Source organism: Actinomadura madurae, from assembly GCF_900115095.1.
In the GTDB taxonomy this organism is placed as follows: Bacteria; Actinomycetota; Actinomycetes; order Streptosporangiales; family Streptosporangiaceae; genus Spirillospora; species Spirillospora madurae.
Genome location: NZ_FOVH01000001.1, coordinates 320,576 through 347,558 on the forward strand (window position 1 = coordinate 320,576; position 26,983 = coordinate 347,558).

The following is a 26,983-nucleotide window of genomic DNA, read 5'->3' on the forward strand; positions in this document are numbered from 1 at the left end:
TCGGGTGCGTCACCCGGACAAACCCAGGAGTTCGGCGGCGGCCTGGGCGTTCGCGGCGGCGGCGCCGTAGGTGGCCAGGTAGGTGGCCGAGCCGGGGCGCCAGACGGGCAGGCCCATCTCCACGACGACCGTGTCGGGGCGCGCCGTCAGCAGTGCCGTCGTGAGAGCGCGCTGGCCGGCGTGCCGGTGCGCGTCCCGCAGGACGACGATCAGGCCGCGGCCCCTGGCACGATCCAGGATCCGGTCCGCCGTCCCGTCCGCGCCGTCGGCCTGGACGGCGTCGGGCGCCCAGGGGTTCAGGCCCCAGGGGGTCGGGCCGACCGCGATGTTGCCGGTCGACTCCGTCTCCACCACCAGGGGCGCCGCCTCCCAACCTGGGAGCGCTCCCGTGACCCGCACGGCGCGGCGGGCGGCCTCCAGCCCGGCGGCGCGGTCGACGACGGCGGGGCTGTGCCCGGCGAGCCACGCGCGGAGCCGGCCGGTGCGCTCCGCGGCGTCCGCCAGCCGGGCCACCGGGAGGCGCCCGGTCCGCACGGCCTCGTCGACCGCCGCGAGCGTCGCCTCGACGGTCTCGGCCTGCTCGTGCGGGCCGAGGCACAGCAGGTCGGCACCCGCGGCGAGGGCCCGCACGGACGCCTCCGGGATGCCGATCGCGCCGCTCGCGCCCTCCATGTCGAGCGCGTCGGTGACGATCACGCCCCGGTAGCCGAGCCGCTCGCGGAGCAGCCCGGTGATCGCGTCGTGGGACAGGGTGGCCGGCACACCGCGGGTGATCGCGGGCAGGTTGAGGTGCCCGGTCATCACCGCGCGGGTGCCCGCCTCGATCGCCGCCCGGAACGGGACCAGCTCGCGCCGGTCCAGCAGGTCCAGGTCGGCGTCCACGAGCGGGATCGACAGGTGCGAGTCGTCCACGGTGGCGCCGTGGCCGGGGAAGTGCTTGGCGCAGGCGGCGACGCCCGCCTCCTGCGTGCCGGTGACGGAAGCCGCGGCGTGCCGCGCGACCAGCTCGGGGTCGGAGCCGAACGACCGGGTCCCGATCACCGGGTTGTCGTCGGCGGTGTTGACGTCCACCGACGGCGCGAAGTTGAAGTTGACGCCGACCTCGGCCAGCTCGGCGCCGAGCGAGCGGTAGATCCGCCGGGTCAGCTCGGGGTCGTCGACGGCGCCGAGCGCGGCGTTGCCCGGGTAGGGGCTGCCGGTCGCGTGCCCGCCGAGCCGGGTGACGTCGCCGCCCTCCTCGTCGATCGTGACGAACGGGTCGCCGGCCTTGCGCATCTGCGCGGTGAGCGCGGCCAGCGACTCCGGGCTCGGCACGTTGCCGGTCAGGGCGAACAGGGTGACGCCGGCGAGGCCGGACTCCAGCTCGTCCAGCACCCAGCGCGGCGCGGTCGAACCGTGGAAGGACGGCAGCAGCGTGCCGCGCGCCAGCCGGGCGATCTCCGCCGTGGTCGCGGTGTCGTCGGTCGTCACCCCTTCACCGCCCCGGCGGTGAGGCCGGACACCATACGGCGCTGGACCAGCAGGAAGAAGACGATGACGGGAATGGTGAGCAGCGTGGACGCTGCCATGATGGGCCCCCAGGCGTTGCCGCTGCGGCCGAAGAAGAACTGCAGCATGATCGGCAGGGTGTACTTGTTCTGGTCGTCCAGGAACGTGAACGCGAAGATGAACTCGTTCCAGGCGGTGATGAAGGAGAAGATGCTGGTCGCCACCAGGCCGGGGGCGACGAGCGGCAGCATGACGGTGAAGAACGTCCGGACCGGTCCGGCGCCGTCGATCGCGGCGGCCTCCTCCAGCTCGCGCGGCACCGCGGCGACGAACCCGCGCAGCATCCAGATGGCGAACGGCACCGCGAAGCCGATGTAGACGATCGCGAGACCGGACAGGCTGTTCAGCAGTTCGAGCTGCTTCAGATCGAGGAACAGCGGGATGACCAGCGCCTCCAGCGGCACCATCTGCACCACCAGGAGCATGATCAGGAAGGTGGTGCGGAAGCGGAACCGGAACCGGGCGACGGCCGTGGCGGCCATCAGCGCGAGCAGGCCGGACGCCAGCACGGTGACGAGCGCCAGGATCGCGCTGTTGCGGAAGTACTCCCAGAAGGAGACCTCGGCGATGCCGCCGTTCAGCACCAGGTCGAAGTGCGTCAGCGTCGGGTGGGCGGGCAGCGGCTTCGGCGTCGTGCTGAAGATCTCGGTGTTCGGCTTGAACGCGGTGGAGGCCATCCAGAAGACGGGGAAGACCGCGATCAGGAAGACCAGCAGCCCCGTCCCGTTCAGTGCGATCCTGCGTGGCAGGCGTTTCATTGTGGGGGGACGACCCCCCACACCCCCCGGCCGCTTCGCGGTTGCAAATCTCATCGTGTCTCCCCCTGACGGACCATGACCCGCACGTAGAGGGCCGTGACGACGAGCAGGATGAGCGTCAGCACGAGCGCGATCGCCGAGCCCATGCCGAGCTTCGGATTGAGCGAGCCGAACGCCTCGGAGTAGCCGTAGAGCGACAGGTTGAACGCGTCGCGGTTGGCCATCCCGGACATGATGAACAGCTGGGTGAAGACCTTGAAGTCCCAGATGATCGACATGACGAGCAGCACGAGGAAGATCGGCTTGAGCATCGGGTAGGTGAGGCTCCAGAACGTCCGCCACGCGCCGGACCCGTCCACCCGGGCCGCCTCGTACAGCTCGCCCGGGACGCTCTTCAGCCCCGCCAGCACCGACACCGCGACGAACGGGCACGCCTGCCACACGACGCACACGGTGAGGACCGTGTAGGTGGACAGCGGTGTGGCGAACCAGTTGTAGTCGCTCCAGCCGCCGCCGACGAGGGCGTCCGGCAGCAGGTCCAGGCCCCAGTTGACGACGCCGCCGGTGGAGCCGAACAGCCAGCTGAAGATGATCGCGGCGGTGACCGGCGGGGTCGCCCAGGCGACCATCACGCCGCCCGCGACGAAGCCCGACATCCGCTTGCCGAGCTTGTTGAGCAGCAGCCCCACCAGCGTCCCGACGACCATGGTCAGGGTCACCGCGACGACGGCGAACAGCACCGTGTTCCGGAGCGTCTGCCAGAAGAACGGGTCGTTGAGGATCGTGTCGAAGTTCTCGGTCCCGACCTGCTCGGCCGGCTCGCCGCGCAGCTGGCGGTTGCCGACCTTCTGGAACGACATGATCCCGATCTGGATCATCGGCCAGAACATCAGGACGGCGATCACGAGCACGGTCGGCGCGATCAGCAGGTAGGGCCCGAGGCGGGGCCGGCGGCGGGGCCGCACCCGGCCGGAGGACTTCCGGCCGGGTGCCTTCCGCACCGCGGGAGCGGTGTCGAGCATGACGTTCCGATCAGCCGTGTTACGGGTTCAGCAGCGTGTTGGCCTGCTCGTTCGCCTTCTTCATCTCCTCTTCGGCGGACTTGCCCTGCATGACGGCCTTCACCGCGTTCGGCAGCACCTTCTTGGCCTGCTCGAACTCGCCCCATCCCGCGCTGATCGGCGGGAACTTGGTGTTGCCGGCGATCTGGGTGAAGATCTCCAGCTTCGGGTCGGTGAACGTGACGTCCGACCGCATGGAGGAGAAGCCGCTGTAGTCGGCCCAGGCCTTGGCGTTCTTGGCGTTGTTCAGGACCGTGATGTAGTCGAACGCCGCGTCCTTGGCCTTGCTGTCGTTCCAGACGGCGAGGTCGGAGCCGCCCGCCATGACCGGGGCGTTGCCGCCCGCCTTGCTGGGGATCGGGAAGACGCCCCACTTGTCGGCGTTCTTCTCGGAGATCTTCGTCATCTCCTTCAGGGCCCAGCTGCCGTCGACGTACATGCCGAGCTTGCCGAGCGCGAAGTCGCGCTGCGGCCCCTCCAGCTCGTTCTTGCCGACGTACTTCTCGGGCGCGACCTTCTCGGTGGTCACGAGGCCGGCGTAGTACTTCACCGCCTCGACGGCCTGCGGCTGGTCGAGCTGCCCCTTCCACTCCTCGCCCTGCTTGGCGGCCACGTCGCCGCCGTTGCCCCAGATGAAGCTGAGGAGCGCGTTGGTCTGGTCGCTCGGGATGCCGATGCCGGGCACCTTCTTGGAGTCCTGCACCTTCTTCGCCGCGGCGGTCAGGTCGGCCCACGTCTTGGGCTGCTGGATGCCGAGCTCCTGGAACCAGTCCGTCCGGTACCACACGCCGCGGACGCCGCCGTACCACGGCACCGCGTAGGTCTTGCCGTCCGCCTGGTCGTTGGCCAGGGCGGTCTTGTTCAGGGTCTTGCCGTCCGCCCACCCGCCGAACTCGTCGGTGATGTCGGCGAGGCTGCCCTGCTCGACGTGGGACTGGACGTCGGTGTTGCCGAGCTCGGTGACGTCCGGGCCCTCGCCGCCGGCCGCCGCCTTCTGGAACGTGGTGGCGACCTGCGCCCACGGCACGTACTTGATCTGGACGTCGGTGTTCGGGTGCTTCTGCTTGAACTCGGCCTCGACGCCGTCGAGGAGCTTGGTCTGCTCGGGCGTCCCGTCGCCCATCATCCAGACCTTCAGCTGCGCCGGGTCCTTGCCGCCGCCCGCCTCGTCGTCCTTGCTGTCGCCGCCGCAGGCCGTGGCGGCCAGGGCGATCGCGGCCGCCGCGGCCGCAACCTTGATGTACCTCACTGGGGATCCTTTCCGGCATCGCCTCGCGCGGCCGTGTGGCCGGCGGTGCGGGTGGGGACGGCACGGACCCTTTAAGGTCCTGGCCATGCCCCTCTCGCATTCGCATCGATCGCGGGCGCCCTGCTCGCCAGTCCGCGCTCTGCGGGCTCCGCCGGCCCGGGGTACCGGACCGGTCGGCGCTTGGGCGTAAACTAACAAGAAACTTTCCTAAACAAAACTGCTCGTTAGCGGATTGAGACATCAGGGGTGCCAGCATGGCAAGACGCCCGGGAACGCCGAGGCTGCTGCGTGAGCTCAACGATCGCGCGGCACTGGACCTGCTGGTCGAGCAGGGCCCGCTGACCCGCGCCCAGATCGGCGAGCACACCGGGCTCTCCAAGGTGACCGCGTCCCAGCTGCTGTCCAGGCTGGAGGAGCGCGGGCTCGTCTCGGTGGTCGGGGAGCAGGCGGGGGGACGGGGCCCGAACGCCGCACTCTACGCGGTCGTCCCGTCCAGCGCCTACGTCGCCGGGCTGGAGGTCGGGCCGGACGGGGTCACCGCGGGCGTCGCCGACATCACCGGGCACGTCGTCGCCCAGGTCACCGTGGACCCCAACGGCGGTGACGAGCCGGTGAAGCTGGTGCACAACGCCGTCGCCAAGGCCTGCGCGTCCGCCCGCGTCGCGATGTCGAAGCTGAACGCCTGCGTCATCGGGACCCCCGGAGTCGTCGACCCGCGCACCGGTGACATCCAGTTCTCCTTCGACCTGCCGGCGCTGCACGAGGGCGTCCTAGCCGAGCTCCGGAGCGACCTGCGCCGCCCGGTGACCATCGAGAACGACGTCAACCTCGCCGCCATCGCCGAACGGGCGTACGGATCCGCGCGCGGCGCCGACGACTTCGCGCTCATGTGGCTCGACCGCGGCATGGGCATGTCGGTGATGCTGGGCGGCCGGCTGCACCGCGGCCGGTGGGGCGGCGCCGGGGAGATCGGCTACCTGCCCGTCCCCGGCGCGCCGCTGCCGCTCGGCGCCGCCCGCCGGGGCCCGCAGGACGAGGGCGTGACCGAGTCGGTGACCTGGGGCACGCCCACCCTCGCCGGCGGCTACGGGGCCCTGGTCGGCGCGGACGCCGTCCGCGCGCTCGCGCACGAGCACGGCATCGCCGAGCCGACCGCGGTGGACTGCGTCCGCGCGGCCGCCGCCGACGAGGAGCGCGGCGGCCCGTTCCTGGACGAGCTGGCCAACCGCATCAGCTACGGCGTGACCTCGGTCAACATCGTGCTGGACCCGGGCCTGGTGGTGCTGTCGGGCAGCCTCGGCCTGGCCGGCGGGCGGCCCCTCGCCACCCGCATCGAGGAGATCGTCGGCCGGATCAGCCCGACCCGCCCCACCGTCACGGTGACCGGGGTGACCGGCGATCCCGTCCTGCGCGGCGCCCTGCACGCGGCGCTGGAGCAGGCCCGCGACGACGTCTTCTCGTCCGCGGGAGAGTCCTAGAACCGCGAGGCGCCCCCGCCGGATCGGCGGGGGCGCCTCGACGGCCGTGCGGAGCGTTCCTGCTCGGCGTTTCCTGCTCGGCGCGTTCCTGCTTGGCGGTTCCTACTTGGCGGCGACCGCGGTCTCCTTGTGCCGCCGCGGATCGTTCAGCGCGCGGTCGATGACGGTCTGGCTGATGATCTGGCGCTTGCGCCGGAGCGCGGCGGCCTTGCGTGCCGTAGGTGTCATGGCGAACCCCGTTCCGCGGTGGCGCTTTCCCCACGGCCACCGCAAACCCCGTGATGGCCTCATGCTTTCAAACGCGAGGGGTGGAGGGGATCCGCCCAAGGAATGAAATCGAGGTCAGACCAACAGCGGAGACGGCGCCGGTGCCGCTCCGCCCCGGCACTGCGATCATGGGGAACGCACGTGCGCGACCTGCCGTTGGGGGAACCGTGAGCGACGAACCGAGGAGGCGCCGTGGCGCTGCGTGACCGGCTGCGGCGGCTCGTCCAGAAGCCGGGCAGCGTCGACCTCGGGCCCTTCCGCGCGCTGGCCGAGGAGGCCGGTGCGCGCGAGCCCCGCGTCCGGGAGCTGTCCGACGCCGAGCTGACCGCCGCGGCGTCCGCCCTGCGCGAGAAGGAGGACCTGGCGGAGCTGTGCGCGCTCGGCCGCGAGGCGGCCCGCCGGGCGCTGGGGGAGCGGCCCTACGACGTCCAGCTCATCGGGACGCTCGCGCTGCTGTCCGGGCATGTCGCGGAGATGGCGACCGGGGAGGGCAAGACCCTGGCCGGGGCGCTGGCGGCCGCCGGGTACGCGCTGCGCGGCCGGCAGGTGCACGTGATGTCGGTCAACGACTACCTGGCGCGGCGCGACGCCGAGTGGATGGAGCCGCTGTACTCCCTGCTCGGGGTCACCGCCGGCTGGGTCGGCCAGTCGTCCACGCCCGGGGAGCGGCGCGCCGCGTACCGGGCGGACGTGACGTACGCGCCGGTCAGCGAGGTCGGCTTCGACCTCCTCCGGGACCGGCTCGTCACCGACCCGGACGACCTCGTCCTGCCCGAGCCGTCCGTCGCGCTGATCGACGAGGCCGACTCGGTCCTGGTGGACGAGGCCATGGTGCCCCTCGTCCTCGCGGGCGCCGCCGACCTCGACGCCGCCGACCCGCAGTACGCCGACCTCGTCCGCCGGCTGCGGCCCGGCCTGCACTACACCACCGACGACGAGGCCCGGAACGTCCAGCTGACCCCGGCCGGGGCCCGCGAGGTGGAGCGCGTCCTAGGCGTCGACCTGTACGCGCCGGACCAGCTCGGCACGCTCACCGCGGTCAACGTGGCCCTGCACGCCGAGGTCCTCCTGCTCCGGGACGTGGACTACATCGTCCGGGACGGCGCGGTGAAGCTGGTCAGCGAGTCGCGGGGCCGGGTCGCCCTGCTGCAGCGCTGGCCGGACGGCCTGCAGGCGGCGGTCGAGGCGAAGGAGGCCCTGGAGGCGTCGCCGAGCGGGGAGATCCTCGACTCGATCACCGTCCAGGAGCTGATCGGGCGCTATCCCGTCCGGTGCGGGATGACGGGCACGGCGATGGCCGTCGCCGGGCAGCTCACCGAGTTCTACGCGCTGCAGATCGCGGTCGTCCCGCCGAACCGGCCGTGCGTCCGCGCCGACGAGCCGGACCGCCTCTACGCGACCGCCGCCGACAAGGAGGTCGCGATCGTGGAGGAGATCGCCGCCGCGCACGCCGCCGGCCGCCCGGTGCTGATCGGCACGGGCGACGTCGCCGAGTCCGAGCGGCTCGCCCGCCGGCTCGCCCGCGCCGGGCTGGACCGGGTCGTGCTCAATGCCAAGAACGACGCCGAGGAGGCCGCGATCATCGCCGAGGCGGGGGCGTACGGCGCGATCACCGTCTCCACCCAGATGGCCGGGCGGGGGACCGACATCCGGCTCGGCGGCAGCCCGTCCGCGGAGCCGGGCAAGGCCCCGGCCGAGGCCGGCGGATCCGACCACGACCGCGTGGCCGAGGCGGGCGGCCTGCTGGTCATCGGGACCGGCCGCTACCACAGCAGCCGCCTGGACGACCAGCTCAGGGGGCGTGCGGGGCGGCAGGGCGACCCCGGCGGCTCGGTGTTCTTCACCAGCCTCCAGGACGACCTGGTCACCCGCTACGCGCCCGACGAGAAGCCGGACGACCCCGCCGACGACCAGGGCCGCGTCACCGGCAAGGGCGCGCACTGGCTCGTCGGCCACGCCCAGCGCGTCGCGGAGGGCGTCGACCTCGAACTGCACCGCAACACCTGGCGGTACAACCACCTGATCGGGTTGCAGCGGCGGGAGCTGCTGGCCGAGCGGGACGGCGTCCTGCGCGGTGACGCCGCCGACCGCGCGATGGCCGCGGCGGCGCCCGCGAAGCACGCCGAGCTCGCCGGGACCGCGGGCGCGGACGCGGTGGCCGCCGCCGCGCGCCAGGTCGTCCTGTACCAGCTCGACCGCTGCTGGGCCGAGCACCTCGCCTACCTCGCCGACCTGCGCGAGGGCATCCACCTGCGGTCGCTCGGCCGCGGCCTGGACCCGCTGGTCGAGTTCAACCGGGAGGCGGTGCCGGCGGGCAAGCGGCTGCTCGCCGACGCGCGGAAGCGGTCGGTGGCCGCGTTCGAGGCCCTCACCGCGTCCGGGGACGGGATCGACCTCGACTCGGCGGGCCTGAAGCGCCCCTCGGCGACCTGGACGTACCTCGTCCACGACAACCCGTTCGGGTCCCTGGACGAGCGGGCGCTGCGCGGCATGATCAACATGTTCGGGCGCCGGCGGCGCTGAGCGTCGCGGGGAGGATCGCGGCGGCCGCGGCGCGGGCCTTCCCGGTGGCGTCGTGGACGCCGCCCACGCTGAACGCGACGATCGCCCCCTCGTGCAGGATGAGGAGCTGGTCGGCCAGCGCGCCGTCGCCGACCTGCTCCGCGTAGAGAGCCCGCACCCACGCCTTCTGCTCGGCGGCGAGCCGGTGGACCGGGTGGGACGGCTCGGGGAGTTCGGCGCAGGCGTTCACCATCGAGCAGCCGCGCCGGCACTTCGTCGTCAGCCACTCTCCGAGCGCGTCGAACGTGGCGAGGACGCGCTCGCGCGGATCGGCGATCTCGGAGAGACGGCCCTCTATGAAGGCGTGCCAGCGCTCGTCGCGCGCGCGCAGGTAGGCGAGGATCAGCGCGTCCTTGGACCCGAACCGGTCGTAGACGGTCTTCTTGGTGACCCCCGCCTCGGCGGCGATCAGCTCCATGCCGACCGAGCCGATCCCGCGCTCGTAGAACAGCTCGCTCGCCACCTGGAGGACCCGCCGGGCGGCGGGAGTGAGCGGCCTTTCCCGGACGGCCATCGCGGCTCCTTCCCCAGAGGTACACCGCAAGTATACATACCGGTATATGTACTCTGTAGCTATACCGGTATGTATACCTAGGAGGACCGTGCACCCGCGCCGAACGGACGCCCTGCTGGGGGCCGCCTTCGTCATCACCTGGAGCTCCGGTTTCGTCGGCGCGGAGCTCGGCACCCGGGCCGCGCCGGCGACCGCCCTGCTCGCCTGGCGGTTCATCATCGGCGTCGCCGTCCTCGGCGCCTGGGTGGCCTGGCGGCGGCGCCGCGTCCCGTCCCGGGACCTCCTGCTGCACGTCCTGATCGGGGCGCTCGGCCAGGTCGGCTACCTCGCCGGCGTCTTCTTCGCCGCCGAGTACGGCGTCGTCGAGGGCATCAACAGCCTGATCACCGCCCTGCAGCCGCTCGTCGCGGTCACGCTCGCCGTGCCGCTGCTCGGCGAATCGATCAGCCGCCGGCAGTTCGCCGGGTTCGTCGCGGGGCTCGGCGGGGTCCTGCTCGTCGTCGGCGGCGACCTGGACGGGGGAGCGCCCGCCTGGGCGTACGCGCTGCCGTTCGCCGCGATGCTCTCCCTCGTCGGCGCGACCCTCCTGGAGCGGCGGGCCCGGCCCTCGGCGGAACTGCCCGAGGCCCTCGCCGTCCAGGCGGGCATCAGCGCCGTGGTCTTCTCGGGCGTCGCGGGACTGGACGGCTCCCTCCTGCCGCCGGCCGACCCCGTGTTCTGGGCGGCCATCGCCATCCTGGTCGCGCTGGCGATGCTCGGCGGCTACGGGCTCTACTGGATCAACGTCCAGCGGACGGGCGTGGCCAGGGTGTCCGCCCTGCTCTACCTCACCCCGCCCACGACGATGCTGTGGGGATGGCTGATGTTCGGCAGCACGCTCACACCGCCGTCGCTGCTGGGCGTGGCGGTGTGCGCCGTGGCCGTGACGGTCGCGCTCCGCGCCCCGGGCGGTCAGGAGCGCAGCCGCAGGCCCCTGGGGGTCGGATGGAAGCCGGCCGACTCCAGCGCCGCGGCCAGCGGCGAGCCGGTGATCGCCGCGCCGTCGGCGCGCTCGACGGTGAGCTTGCCGAGCGCCCCCTCGCGGACCGCGAGCGCCAGCGCGTCGACCGACGGCTGCAGGACGTCCGGGTCGTCGTCCCAGGTCAGCAGCGTCCGGCCGCCGCGCTCGACGTAGAGGACGAGGCGGCCCTCGACCAGCACGACCAGCGCGCCGGCCTTGCGGCCCGGCTTGTGGCCGCTGGCGACCTCGTCGTCCCGCTCCGGCCACGGCAGGGCCGCGCCGTACGGGTTGGCGGGATCGGCCGCGGCCAGGACGAGGGCGCGGACCTGCGGCTCGCGCGGCGCCGGCTCCCACAGCGCGGAGATGTCGTCCGGGGCCGCCGCCGCGGCCGGGCGGAGCGCGCGGAGCCGGTCGACCGCCCCCGGGAGCGCGAACTGCGCCGCGCCGAGGCCCTCGACGAAGTAGCCGCGCCGGCACCGGCCGGACTCCTCGAACGCCCGCAGCACCGGGTACACGGCGGAGAACCCGCCCGGCGTGCGCTCGGCCGCCACCGCGCCGCGGATGACGATGCCGTACCGCTCCAGGAGCGCCTCGGCCAGCGCGTGCGACCGCAGGGTGGGGGTGCCCTCCCGCTCCGGGAGCGGCCACCAGCGCCCCGCCACGGTGGGCGGGCCCGTCCGGGACGGCAGGACGGGACGTCCCCGGCGCGTCGTCCGCGACCGGTGCGTCGGGCGGCCCGACCCGAGCGCGGCCCGCAGCGGGGCCATCGTGTCGTTGGTGAGGTGCCCGGCCCAGACGAGGTCCCACACGGCGGTGACGAGGTCGGCGTCGTTCGCGGTGACCTGCCGGTTCACCCGGTCCGACAGCGTCCGGAAGAACAGCGCGCCGCCGTCGCCGAGCGCGTCCAGGACCGCCCGGTGGACGGGCGTGAGCGTGATCTCCGCGGGCTCGGGCATCAGCAGCGGCGCGGTGTCGGCCAGGTACAGCGCCACCCAGCCGTCGCCGCCGGGCAGCCCGCCCTGGCCGGCCCAGACGACCTCGCCCGCGGACGTCAGCTCGTCCAGCATGGCCGCGGAGTAGCCGGGCACCCGCGACGGCAGGATCAGCGACTCCAGCGCGGACGCGGGGACCGCCGCGCCCTGCAGCTGCTCGATCGCCTGGACGAGCGCGTCGATGCCGCGCAACCGGGATCCGCCCGATACGCCGTGCCAGACCGGCAGGAAACGGCCGAGCGCCTCCGGCGGGGACGGCTCGACCTCGGCGCGCAGCCGCGCCAGCGAGCGCCGCCGCAGCGTCCGGAGCACGCCGGTGTCGCACCATTCGGTCGTCAACGGCCCGGCCACGGCCTCGACTGGCAGGAACTCGCCCTCGACCACCCGCCCCCCGGCCGCGAGCCGCCGCAGCGTCTCGACGACCACGGCGACGCCCAGCCCGAACCGCGCGGCCGGCTCGCCCGCCCGGAAGGGGCCATGGGTGCGCGCGTACCGGGAGACCAGGTCGCCGAGCGGATCGTCGACCGGTTCGAGGAACGCCTCCGGGACGCCCACGGGCAGCGGCGCGCCGAGCGCGTCCCGCAGCCGCCCGGCGTCCTCGATCGCCGCCCACCGCTCCTCGCCGGCCACCCGCACCCGGATCGCCCGCCGCGTCGCCTCCAGCTCCGCCACCCACCGCGCCACCTGCACGGCCACCTCGTCCGGCACGGCGGCCCCCGTCCCAGGTGCACTACCGCCGGCACCGGCGGCCGAGGGCTCCAGGTCGGCCGGGCTGGGCGCGTTCACTCCGGCCGGTCGAACCGTGCCATCCGTGAGGGGACGTCGCGGCGTTCGGTCGTCCTCCGCCTCGGCGCGGGCGGGGAGGGTTCGGCGGGCGATCTCCGCGGTGGTGAGGGGGCCGAGGGCGCGGAGGAGGTCGGCCACGCCCTCCATGTCACGGGCCCGCCGGTCGGCGGCGAGGCGCTGCAGCTCGCGTTCGGTCTCGGCGACCGCGTCGGGGTCGAGCAGCTCGCGGAGATCGGCCTGGCCGAGCAGCTCGGCCAGCAGCGCCGAGTCGAGCGCGAGGGCCTGGGCACGGCGCTCGGCCAGCGGCGAGTCGCCCTCGTACATGAACGCGCCGACGTAGTGGAACAGCAGGGAGCGGGCGTAGGGGGACGGCTCGGGCGTCTCCACCTCGACCATGCGGACCTTGCGTCCCGACAGGTCGCGCATCAGCCGCACCAAGCCGGGGACGTCGAACACGTCCTGCAGGCACTCGCGCATCGTCTCCAGCACGATCGGGAAGGACGGGTACTTGCTCGCGACGGCCAGCAGCTGCGCGGCGCGCTGGCGCTGCTGCCAGAGCGGCATGCGCTTGTCGGGGCGGCGGCGGGGGAGGAGCAGCGAGCGCGCGGCGCACTCGCGGAACCGTGCCGCGAACAGCGCCGAACCGCCCAGCTCGTCCACGACGACGCGTTCGACGTCGTCGGCGTCGAAGGCGACGAGGTCGAGGCCGGGCGGCTCGTCCATGTCGGGGATGCGGATGACGATGCCGTCGTCCGCGTGCATGGCCTGCGCGTCGAGGCCGTACCGCTCGCGGAGGCGGCCGGCTATGGCGAGCGCCCACGGCGCGTGCACGCGCGCCCCGAGCGGAGAGTGCACGACCAGGCGCCAGTCGCCGAGCTCGTCGCGGAACCGCTCGACGACCATCGTCCGGTCGTCCGGGACGTGGCCGGTGGCCTCCCGCTGCTCGTGGAGGTAGGAGACGAGGTTGGCGGAGGCCCAGGCATCCAGGCCCGCCGTGGTGACGCGTTCCTGTGCCCGCTCCTGTGGAAGGCCCGCCAGCTCGCGGGTGAACGAGCCGAGCGCGCGGCCCAGCTCGGCGGGCCGGCCGAGGGTGTCTCCGTGCCAGAACGGCAGCTTGCCGGGCTGGCCGGGGGCGGGCGAGACGAGCACCCGGTCGGGGGTGATGTCCTCGATGCGCCATGAGCTGGCGCCGAGGACGAACACGTCGCCCACCCGCGACTCGTAGACCATCTCCTCGTCGAGCTCGCCCACGCGCGAGGCCTTCTCCCCGACGAGGAAGACGCCGAAGAGACCCCGGTCGGGGATCGTCCCGCCGCTGGTCACGGCGAGCCTCTGCGCGCCCGGACGGTCGCGCAGGACGCCGGTCACGCGGTCCCAGACGAGGCGGGGGCGCAGCTCGCCGAACTCGTCGCTGGGGTAGCGCCCGGCGAGCATGTCGAGGGACGCCTCCAGCGCCGACCGGGGGAGCGTGGCGTAGGGGGCGGCGCGCTTGACGAGGGATTCGAGGTCGTCGACCGTCCACTCGTCCATGGAGACCATCGCGACGATCTGCTGGGAGAGGACGTCCAGGGGGTTGCGCGGGTACCGCAGCTCCTCGATCTCGCCGCCGCGCATGCGCTCGGCCACGACCGTCGTCTGGATGAGGTCGCCGCGGTACTTGGGGAAGATGACGCCCTTGGACACGGCGCCGACCTGGTGGCCGGCGCGTCCCACCCGCTGGAGGCCGTTGGCGACGGACGGCGGCGACTCCACCTGGACGACCAGATCGACCGCGCCCATATCGATGCCCAGTTCCAGGCTGGACGTCGCCACGACCGCGGGGAGACGGCCCTCCTTCAGGGCGTTCTCGATGCCGGCCCGCTCCTCCTTGGAGACGGAACCATGGTGCGCTCGGGCGATTTCCAGCGGCGCCCCTCTGGCCGCGCCCGCCTGGGCCATCGTCGCCGCGGGAGAGTGGTCTTCGGGCAGCGGCTCGCCTGTGGCGCGTTCGTAGGCGAGCTCGTTCAGCCGTCCGCACAGCCTTTCGGCCAGCCGCCTGGAGTTGGCGAAGACGAGCGTCGAACGGTGGGCCTGGATGAGGTCGAGCAGGCGGTCCTCGACGTGGGGCCAGATGCTGCGCTGGCGGGGGTCGGCCGCCCCCGAGTCGTCCACGAACTGCCCGACCTCGCCCATGTCCTCCACCGGGACGACGATGTCGAGGTCGAAGACCTTGTCGGAGCGCGGCTGGACGACCGCGGCCGGCTTCGTGCCGCCCAGGAACGCCGCGACCTCGTCGGTGGGACGGACGGTCGCCGACAGGCCGATCCGCTGGGCCGGACGTTCGAGGAGCGCGTCCAGCCGTTCGAGGGACAGCGCCAGGTGCGCGCCGCGCTTGGTGCCCGCGACGGCGTGCACCTCGTCCACGATGACGGTCTCCACCCCGCGCAGCGACTCGCGCGCCCGCGAGGTGAGGATCAGGAACAGCGACTCCGGCGTGGTGATCAGGATGTCCGGCGGTCTGGTGGCCAGCCTGCGGCGCTCGTCGGCCGGGGTGTCGCCCGACCGCATCCCGACCCGGACGCCGGGCTCGGGCAGGCCGAGGCGGCGCGCCGCGTGGCGGATGCCGGCCAGCGGGGCGCGCAGGTTGCGCTCCACGTCGACGGCGAGGGCCTTCAGCGGCGACACGTACAGGACGCGGCAGCGGCGCAGCGGGTCGTCGGGGACGGCCTCGGTGGCGAGCCGGTCGAGCGACCACAGGAACGCCGCGAGGGTCTTGCCGGACCCGGTCGGGGCGACGACCAGCGTGTCGTCGCCGCCGGCGATCGACCCCCACGCCCCCGCCTGGGCGGGGGTGGGCGCGGCGAACGCCCCGGTGAACCAGGCGCGGGTCGCCGGCGAGAAGCGTTCGAGCACGTCACCGCCCATGGCGCCATAGTGCCTCGCGGGTCCGACAGAATGCGGCGGCGTGGCGCGCGTCACATTGTAAGCAAGCACTTGTCCGGGGCATGGTCTACGGGACGACCCTCCGCCGAGGAGCCCCGATGCCCTACCTCCTGCTCTCCCTCGGGATCCTGTTCGCCCTGGTGGCCGCCAACGCCCACGCCCCCCGGCACGGCGCGGTCCTGGTCGCGCCGAGCTTCTTCTGCGGCTGGCTGACGATCGAGATGGCGCCGCACGTGCTCGTCACCTGGGCGGCGGCCATCGCGCTCGCGGTCGCGTTCGGTGGACTGGACGGCTGGGCGGGCTGGACGGGGCTCGTCCTCGCGGTCCTCGCCATGGCGGGCGTCGCCGCGACCCTCGCCGCGTCGCGCCGCACCGTCGTCACACTGCGGGACAGCGGCGCGCCCCTCGAACTGGACCCCGAAGGCGGGCCCCGCTACCCGATCTCGCACCTGATCGTCCCTCAGCTGGTCCTGATCCCGCGCAGGGGCGTGCGGGTCGAACGCAACGTCGTGTACCAGGAGGACGGCCGGCTGCGCCTGAAGCTGGACGTCTTCCGTCCTGCCGGAGAACGGGACGGCGACGAGCCGCGTCCCGGGCTCATGCAGATCCACGGCGGCGCCTGGGTGATCGGGGACAAGCGCGAGCAGGGGCTGCCGTTGCTCAACCACATGGCGCTCCAAGGATGGGTCGGCTTCAACGTCAACTACCGGCTCAGCCCGCGCGCCACGTGGCCAGAGCATCTGATCGACCTCAAACACTTCGTCGCCTGGTACAAGGAGCACGCCGAGGAGCACGGCGCCGACCCCGATTTCCTCTGCGTGACCGGTGGCTCGGCTGGCGGTCACCTCGCGGCGATGGTGGCGCTGAGCGCCAACGTGCCCGAGTTCCAGCCGGGATTCGAAGACGCCGACACCAGCGTCCAGGGAGCCGTCCCCTTCTACGGCGTGTACAACTTCGTCGAGGCCGGGCCCTGGCCTCGTCCCATGGGCGCCACCCACCTGATGGAGCGGATGGTCGTCAAGAAGCCGTTCGCGGAGAACCAGGAGGCGTACGCCAAGGCGTCACCTGTGACGTACATCCGCGAGGACGCGCCGCCCTTCTTCGTCATCCACGGAAGCCGCGACTCCCTCATCCCCGTGGCAGAGGCACGCCGGTTCGTGGAGCGGCTACGGGACGTCTCAGCGGCTCCCGTCATCTACGCCGAGATGAAGGGCGCCCAGCACGCGTTCGACGTCTTCCCGTCCTACCGCACGGCCCGCGTCATCGAAGGGGTCGAGCGTTACCTGACGGGCCTTCACCGCCAGTACCGCCAGGGGAGCGGGCCCGCAGTCCCGGGCGAGGTCGCGCAGTCCTTGGAGGAACCGTCCGTCGGATAGCGTGGGCGTGTGCGGCTCACAGTTTTCTGGGATCGGATGAACCAGCAGTTCGGCGAGCACTACGCCGAGAGCGTGGCCAAGGACTACGTCATGGCCGAGTTGGGCGGCCGCACCATCGAGCAGGCCCTCGCCGACGGCGAGCCCGCCAAGAAGGTCTGGCAAGCCGTCGTCGCCACCTTCGACGTCCCCTCGAAGCTCCAGTAGCCGGTTCCGCTACAGCGGGATGCGATGCGGAACGAACGATGACGTGTCATCGGTGATGAGCCCGGCCGTCTCCCTGATACCGATCCCTGCCGACCCGTCCGCGACCACCCACGCTCCCAGTACCGGGCGCTGCCCGTCGAAGTCGGGCAGCGCGCAGAACTCCTGGAAGACGAAGCCCTCGGCCCCGTAGTCGCCCTGGGTTCGCTGCTCACTGCCGTCCGGGGTGACGATGCGCATGCTCGCGCCCTCACGTCCGAGCAGCGGCTTCTGGACGTAGGAGGTCAGGTTCGACGGCGTGTTCAGGTACGTGGGCAGCAGATTCGGGTGGTCCGGGAACAGCTCCCAGAGCAGGACGAGGAGCGCCTTGTTCGACAGCACCATCTTCCAGATCGGCTCGATCCACGACGTGGACGTGCCCGGGATGTTGCGCCCGAACGGCTCCGCGACGATCCACTCCCAGGGGTAGAGCTTGCACAGCGTCCGGATATCACGCTCGTCCAGATCCACGAACCGTCCGTTCGCGGCGTCCCACCCGATGTCCTCCATGGCGATCGCCACGCCCGGCAGACCCGCCTCCTCGGCGGTCTCCTGCATGTAGGCGATCGTCATGACCTCCTCGCCGGTCTCGTCACCGGTCGTCCAGGCGAAGTGGGCCGGTCCGCCGTCCACCGCGGGGACGATCTCCTTCCAGCGGGCCACGAGCCGCTCGTGAATGGAGTTCCACTGGTCGTCCCCCGGATGGGTGTCCTGCAGCCAGTACCACTGCACGACGGAGCTCTCCACCAGGGCCGTCGGCGTATCGGCGTTGTACTCCAGGAGCTTGGCCTGCCCTTGGCCGTCGTAGCGAAGGTCGAACCGCCCGTACAGGTGCGGGTCGCCGCGCCGCCATGACTCCTCGATCAGCGGCGCGACCCAGTCCGGGATGCCGAGAGCGTGGTAGCGGCCGGTGGACACGACGTGCTCCACCACGTCCAGGCACATCCGGTGCAGTTCGTTGACGACGCCCTCAAGGGCCAGGACCTCGTCCATCTCGAAGACGTAGTGCACGGACTCGTCCCAGTACGGGCGCGTCAGATGCTCGGGGTGCGCGGTGCGGTGGAAGGCCAGGCCGTGCGCCTCGACCTTCTCCGCCCAGCCGTCGCGCGGCGTCGAACGGACTCTGCGCACCGGTCAGCCCCCGCCGCCCCGGCTGCCGCCGCCGCCGAACCCGCCCCGGCTCAGCGTCCGGCCGCCGCTGGACTTGATCTTCCCGTCGGGCCGGACCCGGCTGCCGCCCGACACGAAACCGGAGTTGCTCTTGCCGCCGTAATACCAGAAGTACCGGCCGTACGCGGGCGAGGGATTGTCGATGTCGCCGGAGTCGCAGTAGCCGTCAGGGACGACCTTGTAGCCGCTCTTGCCCTTGGCCGGGGCGTTGCGGTCCACGCATCTCGCCGTGGTCGAACCGGAACCGCAGGCGACGAGGGTCAGCGAAAGGGCGCTCACCATCCCCACCTTCACGGCGCGGGAGCTGAGCCGCCGAGTGGGCTCCTGTGGGGGCAAGAGAACACGTCCTTCTCACGTGGCGGGCAACCGGACGGTCAGGGACCGTCGAGCATTAGACGGCGAAAATCCCGATCCGGTTCATCCCCCACAAAGGCATCATCCCGGCGCGGCGCCGGCGTCAGTCGGGGACGGGGAGATGCGCGTAGAGGTCCATCGCGTCCACGGACGACGGCAGATCGCTCACCTGGCCGTCGCCGACCTCCACGACGCGCCAGACGCCGTCCGCGCGGCGCGCCAGGTCGGTGGTGATGAACCTGCACCCCAGGGCGCGGACGGCCGGAGCCACCGCGTCCAGATCGGGATCGAGGTCCACGCCGGGACTGTCCGGGTGCGGGCCCACCAGCGCGGGCTCACCGTCCACCCACCACACGCGCGCCTCGCCCTCGTCGTACTCCTCGAACTCGCGCACGACGAGACCGCCCGCCAGGTAGTCGTCCCGCAGCGCGACCATCTTCGCCGCGATGTCGTGCAGCCGCGAGAGGTTCTTCACGTCCGGGACGTAGCACGCCTCCTCCCACTCGTGCTTGCACGACTTCACGTAGTCCTTCACCACGGCGGGGCCGCTGCGCAGCGGCTTGACCAGCTCGCCCAGCTCGTTCAGGTCGCCGGGATCCTGGCCGGTTCCGAGCGGACGCCACACGCTGTGCGGCGTGAGCCCCGCGAACGTGTCGTGCCATCCCGGCAGCTCGTGCGCGCGCCGGTAGTCGTCCGGGTGCGTCAGCAGGATCGTCCCGCGCTGTTTCAGGGCGGCGGCCATCGCGCCGTACTCCTCCGCCGACACCATCCAGCCGCGGTACCAGACGGGCCCCAGGTTGGCGGGCACCGCCTCGACGGCGTCGTCGGCGTCGCCGCGCCGCAGCGCGTCGTGGTCGACCAGGACGATCTCGCCGTAGTGGTCCCGCACGGCCGCGGCCTCGCGGGCGAAATGGGGGTCAACGCGCCGGGGATGGATCGGATCGACGCAGAAGAGGACGGTCAGCGTCATGATTGGAACCCTCCGTCGACGCCGCCAGCGTACGGGGTCCGGACCAGGAAGCGCACGGAGATTCCACCCCGAATCGGCGGACCGGACGATGATCGAACGGATGTTCGGTAAGCTGGTCGCGGCCGGCGGCCTTATCCACAATTCGCGCCGGACTCGAAAAGTGTCGGTGGCCCGCCGTAACGTCGCCCTCGACATCGCACCAGCGGCCGAGAGCCGACATCACGACCGAGAAGGACATCTCAATGGCAGCGAACGACCGGGAGAAGGCTCTCGAGACCGCACTCGCCCAGATCGAGCGCCAGTTCGGCAAGGGATCGGTCATGCGGATGGGTGAGGAGGCGCGGGCGCCCGTCGAGGTGATCCCCACCGGCGCCATCTCCCTCGACATCGCGCTCGGCATCGGCGGCCTGCCCCGCGGCCGCGTCGTCGAGGTGTACGGCCCCGAGGGCTCCGGCAAGACCTCCATCGCGCTGCACGCGGTGGCGAGCGTGCAGAAGCTGGGCGGCATCGCCGCCTTCGTCGACGCCGAGCACGCGCTCGACCCCGAGTACGCCGCCAAGCTCGGCGTCGACATCGACGCCCTGCTGGTCTCCCAGCCCGACACCGGCGAGCAGGCCCTGGAGATCACCGACATGCTGATCCGCTCCGGCGCGATCGACATCGTCGTCATCGACTCCGTCGCCGCGCTCGTCCCGCGCGCCGAGATCGAGGGCGAGATGGGCGACAGCCACGTCGGCCTCCAGGCCCGCCTCATGTCGCAGGCCCTGCGCAAGCTCACCGGCGCGATCAACCAGACCAAGACCACCGCCGTCTTCATCAACCAGCTCCGCGAGAAGGTCGGCGTCATGTTCGGCTCCCCGGAGACCACCACCGGAGGCCGGGCGCTGAAGTTCTACGCCTCCGTCCGCCTCGACGTCCGCCGGATCGAGACCCTCAAGGACGGCACCGAGGCCGTCGGCAACCGCGTCCGCGTCAAGGTCGTCAAGAACAAGATGGCCCCGCCGTTCCGCGTCGCCGACTTCGACCTGCTCTACGGCCAGGGCATCAGCCGCGAGGGCGGCCTGATCGACCTCGGCGTGGAGCACGGCTTCGTCCGCAAGTCCGGCGCCTGGTACACCTACGACGGCGACCAGCTCGGCCAGGGCAAGGAGAACGCCCGCAACTTCCTCAAGGCCAACCCCGACATGGCCGACGGCATCGAGAAGAAGATCAAGGAGAAGCTCGGCATCGGCCCGAAGGTCGACAAGGAGGCCGAGCCCGCCGCGCCGGACGCCGCCCCCGAGGCCCCCGCCGCGCCCGTGGCGGCCCCCGCCAAGGCCGCCGGACGCAAGGCGGCCAAGGCAAAGCCGGGCGATTCCTGACCAAGAATCCCCCGATAAGGGTGACTCTTGACGAAGAGTGAGCGATGATCTCGTATGCAGGGCGGCGGCGCCTTACCCGGCATCGCACGACCGGTGCACGGACCTTCCCCGATGGCGCCGCCGCTCCTACGCGCCCCCACAGCGGGCCGCGCTCCACCCGCCGGGCCCCGCTCCACCGCGGGGCTCTGCTCCACCCGCAAGGCTCTGCTCCACCCGCCGGGCCTCCGACCGCCGGGCCTCCGACCGCCGTGCTCCGGCCGCCGCGCCTCCGGCCTTGCGGTGACGCGACCTGCGGTGACGCGACCTGCGGTGACGCGACCTGCGGTGACGCGACCTGTGCCGGCTACCGACCTGTGGACGTAGGAGGAGGAGGGGGTAGATGAGCGGGACGCCGTCGAGTCCCTCGACGCCGCCCGGGAACTCGCGCGGGCGCCGCGGCGACGCGCCGGCCGACCCCGAGGCGAAGGCCCGGGAGGCCTGCCTACGCCTGCTGTCCGCGTCTCCGCGGACGCGGGCCCAGCTGGCGGACGCGCTGCGCCGCAGGAACATCCCCGACGACGTCGCCGAACGGGTCCTCGGCAGGTTCACCGACGTCGGGCTGATCGACGACGAGGCGTTCGCGCAGGCCTGGGTGCAGTCCCGCCACACCGGCCGCGGGCTGGCGAGGCGCGCCCTCGCCGCCGAGCTCCGCCACCGCGGCGTGGCGGACGACACCGTCAACGAGGCCGTCGAGTCCCTCGACCCCGCCCGGGAAGAGGAGACCGCCCGCGCCCTCGTCACCCGCAGGCTCCGGGCCACCCGAGGCGCCGACCCCGCCAAGCGCATGCGCCGCCTGGTGGGCATGCTCGCCCGCAAGGGCTACCCGCCCGGCCTCTCCTACCGGGTGGTCAAGGAAGCCCTGGCGGAGGAGGGCGCCGACCTGGACTCCGTCCCCGACCCCCAAGAGCCCCTCGACTGATCGTTGACGGGGCGACACGCCCGTGCGCGGGGATGGGTTGCTCGGGGGTGACGGGGGCGGACTCTGACCGGGGGACGGGTGTGCAGGTCGCGGGGGGTGTGGATGGTCAGGGGGAGCGGTAAGGAAGGACTCACGCGGACGTTCGGTTAGTCCGGAATGCCCAACGTTTGCTTGCTCATTACCTCTATGCCGCTTACCGTTACGGCAGTGAGGAGTTACTCCGCGTCTTGCGGATTGCCATACGACCGAGCACGTTCCAGCAGCTGAGAGGCGTACAGGGCAGGATCGTCGACCGGATACGGCCGGGTCGCCGGGGGCGCGCCGCGCGCGGTCCCGCGATGTCGTGCATCCGCGCGCGAGTAAATCCTCGCTAGGCAGGGCCCCGCAAACCGGACGGGCCCGCGGCGAGGAAGGATCTGCCTCATGGAGAGCGTCCTGCTGGGTGCAGCGCTGCTGGTGACCCTGGTCGCTCTCGTGATCGTCATCCTGCGGCGCCCCGGCATGCCCGGCAAGGCGGCCGCGGAGATCGCGCTGGCGCGCGGCGAGGCCGACGAGATCAGGGTGCAGGCCCGGCGGGACGCCAAGGAGCTCCTGGAGAAGGCCGACCGCGAGGCGCAGCAGATCGCCGTCGCGGCGCGCGCGGAGCTCGACGAGGAGGGCCGGACCCTCCGGGACGACCTGCGGACCATCCGGGAGGACCTGGAGCGCCGGGAGGCGCGCCTCGCGGAGCGGGAGCAGCGGCTGGACGGGGAGGTGCGCCGGCTGGAGGAGTGGCAGGGGCGGCTCGCCGAGACCAAGAAGGCCCTGGAGGCCCGCAAGGAGGAGCTCGACGGCGTCGCCGAGGAGCGGCGCAGGGTGCTGGAGCGGGCGGCCGGCCTCACCGCCGGGCAGGCCAAGGGCGAGCTGGTCGCGGCGATCGAGAACCAGGCCAAGCGGGAGTCCATCCCGATCGTCCGGGAGATCGAGAACAGCGCGCGGGCGGAGGGCGAGAAGCGCGCCCGCAAGATCGTGACGCTGGCGATCCAGCGGGTCGCGAGCGAGCAGACGGCCGAGTCGGTCGTGTCGGTGCTGCACCTGCCGAGCGACGAGATGAAGGGCCGCATCATCGGCCGCGAGGGCCGCAACATCCGGGCGTTCGAGACGACCACCGGCGTCAACCTGATCATCGACGACACGCCCGAGGCGGTCCTGCTGAGCTGCTTCGACCCGGTGCGGCGCGAGGTCGGGCGGCTGACCCTGGAGAAGCTCGTCCTGGACGGCCGGATCCACCCGCAGCGCATCGAGGAGATCTACGAGCGCAGCCGCAGCGACGTGGAGCAGCTGTGCGTGCGGGCCGGCGAGGACGCCCTGGTCGAGGTCGGCATCGCCGACATGCACCCGGAGCTGATCGCGCTGCTCGGGCAGCTGCGGTACCGGACGTCCTACGGGCAGAACGTGCTCAAGCACCTGATCGAGTCCGCGCACATCGCGGGCGTCATGGCGAGCGAGCTGCGGCTGCCGGTGGAGGTCGCCAAGCGGTGCACGCTGCTGCACGACATCGGCAAGGCGCTCACCCACGAGGTGGAGGGCAGCCACGCGCTGATCGGCGCCGAGATCGCCCGCCGCTACGGCGAGCACGAGGACGTCGTCCACGCGATCGAGGCGCACCACAACGAGGTCGAGGTCCGGACGGTGGAGGCCGTCCTCACCCAGGCCGCGGACGCGGTGAGCGGCAGCCGGCCCGGCGCGCGCAGGGAGTCCCTGGAGGCCTACGTCAAGCGGCTCGAACGGCTGGAGGAGATCGCCCGCGCCAAGCACGACGGCGTGGAGAAGGTCTTCGCGATGCAGGCCGGGCGGGAGATCCGCGTCATGGTCAAGCCCGACGCGGTCGACGACATCCAGGCGCAGGTCATCGCCCGCGACATCGCCAAGCAGGTCGAGGACGAGCTGACCTACCCGGGCCAGATCCGCGTCACCGTCGTCCGCGAGTCGCGGGCGATCGAGTTCGCCCGCTGACCCGCGCCCGTTCACGATTGGGCCTGGTCCCCGCCACCTCCCCCCTTAATGATCAGGGGGTGGTCGGCGGAAGGATCATGATGCGCAAGGTCGCCATCCTCGGAAGCGGGGCCGTGCTGGCCGCGGTGGTCGCCCTCACCGGTGTCGCCCAGGCCGCGCCGGAGCATGCGGGCGGGCGGGACCACGCGGTGGTCGTCGGGCACCGCGGGTCGCCGGGGCAGGCGCCCGAAGAGACGCTCGCCTCCTACCGCAACGCCGTCCGCGAGGGGGCCGACGTCCTGGAGGGCGACGTCCAGCTGACGTCCGACCGCCGGATCGTGCTGCTGCACGACGACACGCTCGCCAGGACGACCAACGTGGAGGAGGTCTACCCCGGCCGGGAACCCTGGCGGGTCGGCCAGTTCACGCTCGCCGAGATCAAGAGGCTCGACGCCGGCTCGTGGTTCGACTCCCGGTTCAAGGGGCAGCGGGTGCCGACCCTGAAGGACCTGCTGTCCGTCGCGGGCGAGCGGACCGGCCTCAGCCTGGAACTCAAGTCGCCCGCCAACAGCCCGGGCGTCGCCACACTGCTCGCTCAGGAACTGAACGCCGCGAAGCTCACCGACGGCCGGACGCTCCCGTCGGGCGCCTACCGGGTACAGGTCCACTCACGGGACCAGGCGGCGCTCAGGGAGTTCCACGCGTCCGCGCCCAAGGTGCAGCTCTCCTACCTGACCGGCGGCAGGATGCTCGCCGACGACGAGCTGGACGCCCTGAAAGGCTGGACGATCGGCGTGTACGCGCACCCGAGGGCGACGAGCGCCGCCGACGTCGGGCGCGCGCACCGCAGGGGACTGAAGGTGATCAGCGACCCGGTCGACAGTCCCGCCGAGGTCTCGATGGCCGCGAACCAGGGCTACGACTGGGTCACCACGAACTTCGCCGCCGCGGCACGCCGGATCCTGGACGGCCGGAAGCCGTTCCCCGCCGCCACCGGCGTCGTCGTCGACAGCGTCTTCCCCAACCCGAGCGGCGACGACGTCCAGCCGGAGAACAGCGAGCACGTGGTGCTGCGCAACACCACGTCCCGGCCGATCGACGTGAGCGGCGGCCACCTGCGCGACCAGGGGAGCAACCTCATGAGGATCGGTGCCGGGTACGTGATCCCGCCCGGCAGCCTGCTGCGCGTCCACGTCGGCCCCGGGACGAACCGTCCCGACGCCTACTACAACGGGCTGACCGCGGGCTTCCTGAACAACACCTCGGGCGACACCGTGTCGTTCTTCGGCGCCGGCCACTCACTGATCGACATCTACTCCTACCTCGTCCCCTGAGCCGTCACCCGACGGTCAGGGGCACGGGCTCCACTCCGCGCGGCTCGAAGCCCAGGGTCTGGCCGTAGAACGCCAGCTCGGCCTCCAGGCAGCGGATGACGGTGGACGCTTTCCGGAAGCCGTGCGACTCGCCCTCGAACGTGAGGTAGGCGTACGGCATCTTCTTCTCCGCCAGCGCCATGGCGAAACGCTCGGACTGGTCCGGCGGCACCACCGGGTCGTTCAGGCCTTGCAGGAGCAGGACCGGGCAGGCCGTCCTGTCGGCGCGGTTGAGCGGCGACCGCTCCTCGTAGGCGCGCTCGAAGCCGGGCAGGGGGCCGATGAGGCCGAACAGGTAGTGCGACTCGAAGTCGTGGGTCGCCTCGACGAAGCTCTGCAGGTCGCTGATCCCGAAGTAGGACGTCGCCGCCTTGAACACGTCGGTCTGCGTGACGGACGCGAGGGTCGTCCAGCCGCCCGCGGAGCCGCCGCGGATCGCCAGCCGCGCGGGGTCGGCGATGCCGCCGTCCACGAGGGCCCGCGCGGCGGCCACGGCGTCCTCGACGTCCACGACCCCCCACTGGCGGCGCAGGCGCTCCCGGTAGGCGCGGCCGTAGCCGGCGGACCCGCCGTAGTTGACGTCGACGACGCCGATGCCGCGGCTGGTGAAGTACGACCGCTCCAGGTCGAGCGAGGTGCTGACGCGCCCGGTCGGGCCGCCGTGCACGAACACCACGTACGGGGGCAGCTCGCCCTCGGGCCCCGCCGCCTCCGGGTTGGTCGGCGGGAACACGTAGGCGTGGACGGGACGGCCGAACGGCCCTTCGAGGCGCTCGGTGCGCGGCTTGGAGAGGTAGGCGACGTCCGGCAGCTCGGCCATCTCGCGGCGCAGCCCCTCGACGCGCCCGGTCGTGGTGTCGACGCGCACGACCGACGTCGGCAGGTCGGGCCCGCCCGCGATCCCCACGATCGTGGTGCCGTCGGTGGACAGCTGCGTCGCCCAGTTCCGGTACGGGACCTCCACGTCGACGAGGTCGAGCGTGTCGGTGTCGTAGATGCCGAGCCGCAGGTCTCCCTCACCGTGCAGGACGGCGAGGCGCCCGTCGCCGAGCAGCGCGTACGGCATGCCGCCGAGCTGCCACAGCGGCCCGGTGAACTCCTCCTCGGCCGGGTACAGCGCCTGCGGCGACTCGCCGTGCAGGCCGACCTGGTAGATGTTCCACCAGCCGGGCCAGTCGGAGATCACGTAGAGGGACTCCTCGTCGCGCCACAGCGGCGCCACGGCCGACTCGGTGAGGCCGCCCTTGACGGTCCGGGGCGCGACCGCGGCGCCGTCCTCGATCGCCGCCGCCCGCACCTCGGTGCCGTCCCAGGGCATGCGCGGGTGGTTCCACTGCACCCACGCCAGGTGCCCGCCGCCCGGGGACGGCGCGGGGGAGGCGTAGAACTGCGCGCCGGTCACCAGCTCGCGGATCGCGCCGGCGTCCGTGGCGGCGGTGCCGTCGAGCGGGACGGCCACGATGGCGCGCCGGATGCCGGCGGCGTCCGCGGGCGCCTCCGCGCCCTCCTGCGCCGGCGCGGCGATGTGGCCCTCGCAGACGCACCAGATCTCCGTCCCGTCGGGGGACAGCACGTAGTCGGCGAAGCGGAGCCCCGCCGGGACGGCCGGCTCGGGCGTCAGCGGGTACGGCTTCGGGTCGCCCTCGTCGAGCCGGTGGAGCCGCTGGTCGTCGTAGTTGGAGAACACGATCGACCAGCCGTCGCCGGTGCGGACCGGCAGGTACGACCGTCCGCCGTACTCGTGGACGCGGGTGCGGGCGTCCCAGGGCGCCTGCAGCAGCTCCGTCCGGCGACCGCCCTTCAGGTGGATGACCGTGGTCCGCCCGCCCTCCTCGGGCCGGGTCTCCTGCCACCACACGTCATCGCCCGCGACGGTGGGAAAACTGAGGCGCAGCCGGGCGCGGGCGACATCGGCCGCAGAGATGGGTGAAGGCCATGAGCCGTAGGGGAGGGTCGCACGAGCGGTCATAACAGGAATCGTCCCGCATACGGGTATCGGTTGGGGCCATGACGGGCCGTTTGACGTCGGAAAGATACAAGGCCGCCGGACGGAAACCCGCCGGTAACACG

Annotated in this window: 19 protein-coding genes and 1 pseudogene; 9 read left to right on the forward strand and 11 right to left on the reverse strand. The window is 72.5% G+C overall.

Annotated elements, in window-relative coordinates:
- Positions 1-9: 9 nt before the first annotated feature.
- Genes BM339_RS01605 through BM339_RS01620 form a run of 4 tightly spaced genes read right to left on the reverse strand, consistent with a single transcriptional unit; the run spans position 10 to position 4,616 of the window.
- Positions 10-1,470, reverse strand: a complete 1,461-nt coding sequence (locus BM339_RS01605; RefSeq protein ID WP_075019702.1) for a glycoside hydrolase family 3 protein — start codon at positions 1,468-1,470, stop codon at positions 10-12.
- The gene (locus BM339_RS01610; RefSeq protein WP_177287603.1) at positions 1,467-2,306 is read right to left on the reverse strand and encodes a carbohydrate ABC transporter permease; all 840 of its coding nucleotides are present in this window, start codon (positions 2,304-2,306) and stop codon (positions 1,467-1,469) included. The genes BM339_RS01605 and BM339_RS01610 overlap by 4 nt, the downstream gene beginning before the upstream one ends.
- Before the next feature lie 50 nt (positions 2,307-2,356).
- Complete coding sequence (locus BM339_RS01615) at positions 2,357-3,328, reverse strand: carbohydrate ABC transporter permease (RefSeq protein WP_021598820.1); 972 nt, start codon at positions 3,326-3,328, stop codon at positions 2,357-2,359.
- Positions 3,329-3,347: 19 nt separating this feature from the next.
- Positions 3,348-4,616 carry an extracellular solute-binding protein gene (locus tag BM339_RS01620; protein ID WP_021598819.1) on the reverse strand — a complete coding sequence of 423 codons (1,269 nt, stop codon included), beginning with the start codon at positions 4,614-4,616 and terminating at the stop codon, positions 3,348-3,350.
- A 254-nt stretch (positions 4,617-4,870) separates the two neighbouring features.
- Between BM339_RS01620 and BM339_RS01625 the strand changes: the two genes are divergently transcribed.
- A complete protein-coding gene (locus tag BM339_RS01625; RefSeq protein WP_021598818.1) occupies positions 4,871-6,094 on the forward strand; it encodes an ROK family transcriptional regulator in 1,224 nt (407 codons plus the stop codon).
- A 102-nt stretch (positions 6,095-6,196) separates the two neighbouring features.
- Here the strand turns inward: BM339_RS01625 and BM339_RS51120 are convergent, their stop codons facing one another.
- Positions 6,197-6,322, reverse strand: coding sequence for a hypothetical protein (locus BM339_RS51120; protein WP_256255147.1), 126 nt, complete (start codon positions 6,320-6,322; stop codon positions 6,197-6,199).
- Between the two features lie 237 nt (positions 6,323-6,559).
- Between BM339_RS51120 and secA2 the strand changes: the two genes are divergently transcribed.
- Positions 6,560-8,884 (forward strand): accessory Sec system translocase SecA2, encoded by a 2,325-nt coding sequence (gene secA2, locus BM339_RS01630; protein WP_024934628.1) that lies wholly within the window; start codon positions 6,560-6,562, stop codon positions 8,882-8,884.
- Here the strand turns inward: secA2 and BM339_RS01635 are convergent.
- Positions 8,856-9,437: a TetR/AcrR family transcriptional regulator gene (locus BM339_RS01635; protein WP_021600347.1), complete on the reverse strand. Its 582-nt coding sequence runs from the start codon at positions 9,435-9,437 to the stop codon at positions 8,856-8,858. The genes secA2 and BM339_RS01635 overlap by 29 nt on opposite strands.
- A gap of 46 nt (positions 9,438-9,483) precedes the next feature.
- Here BM339_RS01635 and BM339_RS01640 point away from each other — a divergent pair.
- Positions 9,484-10,311: pseudogene (locus BM339_RS01640) on the forward strand (DMT family transporter); the annotation flags it as partial.
- Positions 10,312-10,388: 77 nt separating this feature from the next.
- On the opposite strand, the gene BM339_RS01645 reads toward BM339_RS01640, so the two are convergent.
- On the reverse strand, positions 10,389-15,119 hold the full coding sequence (locus BM339_RS01645) for an Lhr family helicase (RefSeq protein ID WP_075019704.1): 4,731 nt from the start codon (positions 15,117-15,119) through the stop codon (positions 10,389-10,391).
- Positions 15,120-15,235: 116 nt separating this feature from the next.
- On the opposite strand from BM339_RS01645, the gene BM339_RS01650 reads away from it, so the two are divergent.
- Both BM339_RS01650 and BM339_RS01655 read left to right on the forward strand, forming a co-directional pair.
- Positions 15,236-16,513, forward strand: a complete 1,278-nt coding sequence (locus BM339_RS01650) for an alpha/beta hydrolase (RefSeq protein WP_075019705.1) — start codon at positions 15,236-15,238, stop codon at positions 16,511-16,513.
- 9 nt (positions 16,514-16,522) lie between these two features.
- Positions 16,523-16,717, forward strand: a complete 195-nt coding sequence (locus BM339_RS01655; RefSeq protein ID WP_024934625.1) for a DUF3046 domain-containing protein — start codon at positions 16,523-16,525, stop codon at positions 16,715-16,717.
- 9 nt (positions 16,718-16,726) lie between these two features.
- Here BM339_RS01655 and BM339_RS01660 read toward each other — a convergent pair whose 3' ends face one another.
- The 3 genes from BM339_RS01660 to BM339_RS01670 all read right to left on the reverse strand — a co-directional run bounded on the left by BM339_RS01660 (position 16,727) and on the right by BM339_RS01670 (position 19,247).
- On the reverse strand, positions 16,727-17,884 hold the full coding sequence (locus BM339_RS01660; protein ID WP_021592961.1) for a glutathionylspermidine synthase family protein: 1,158 nt from the start codon (positions 17,882-17,884) through the stop codon (positions 16,727-16,729).
- Between the two features lie 3 nt (positions 17,885-17,887).
- Positions 17,888-18,205 (reverse strand): hypothetical protein, encoded by a 318-nt coding sequence (locus BM339_RS01665; RefSeq protein ID WP_177287604.1) that lies wholly within the window; start codon positions 18,203-18,205, stop codon positions 17,888-17,890.
- A gap of 175 nt (positions 18,206-18,380) precedes the next feature.
- A complete protein-coding gene (locus BM339_RS01670; protein ID WP_021592963.1) occupies positions 18,381-19,247 on the reverse strand; it encodes an ATP-grasp domain-containing protein in 867 nt (288 codons plus the stop codon).
- Between the two features lie 242 nt (positions 19,248-19,489).
- Between BM339_RS01670 and recA the strand changes: the two genes are divergently transcribed.
- The 4 genes from recA to BM339_RS01690 all read left to right on the forward strand — a co-directional run bounded on the left by recA (position 19,490) and on the right by BM339_RS01690 (position 24,874).
- Complete coding sequence (recA, locus tag BM339_RS01675) at positions 19,490-20,608, forward strand: recombinase RecA (RefSeq protein ID WP_075019707.1); 1,119 nt, start codon at positions 19,490-19,492, stop codon at positions 20,606-20,608.
- A gap of 379 nt (positions 20,609-20,987) precedes the next feature.
- Entirely contained in the window at positions 20,988-21,566 is a 579-nt protein-coding gene (gene recX, locus BM339_RS01680) for a recombination regulator RecX (RefSeq protein WP_021592966.1), read from the forward strand.
- Between the two features lie 423 nt (positions 21,567-21,989).
- Positions 21,990-23,561, forward strand: a complete 1,572-nt coding sequence (gene rny / locus BM339_RS01685; RefSeq protein WP_075019708.1) for a ribonuclease Y — start codon at positions 21,990-21,992, stop codon at positions 23,559-23,561.
- Between the two features lie 80 nt (positions 23,562-23,641).
- Positions 23,642-24,874, forward strand: a complete 1,233-nt coding sequence (locus tag BM339_RS01690; RefSeq protein ID WP_177287605.1) for a glycerophosphodiester phosphodiesterase family protein — start codon at positions 23,642-23,644, stop codon at positions 24,872-24,874.
- Between the two features lie 4 nt (positions 24,875-24,878).
- Here the strand turns inward: BM339_RS01690 and BM339_RS01695 are convergent, their stop codons facing one another.
- Positions 24,879-26,882: a S9 family peptidase gene (locus tag BM339_RS01695; RefSeq protein ID WP_024934623.1), complete on the reverse strand. Its 2,004-nt coding sequence runs from the start codon at positions 26,880-26,882 to the stop codon at positions 24,879-24,881.
- Between the last annotated feature and the right edge of the window lie 101 nt (positions 26,883-26,983).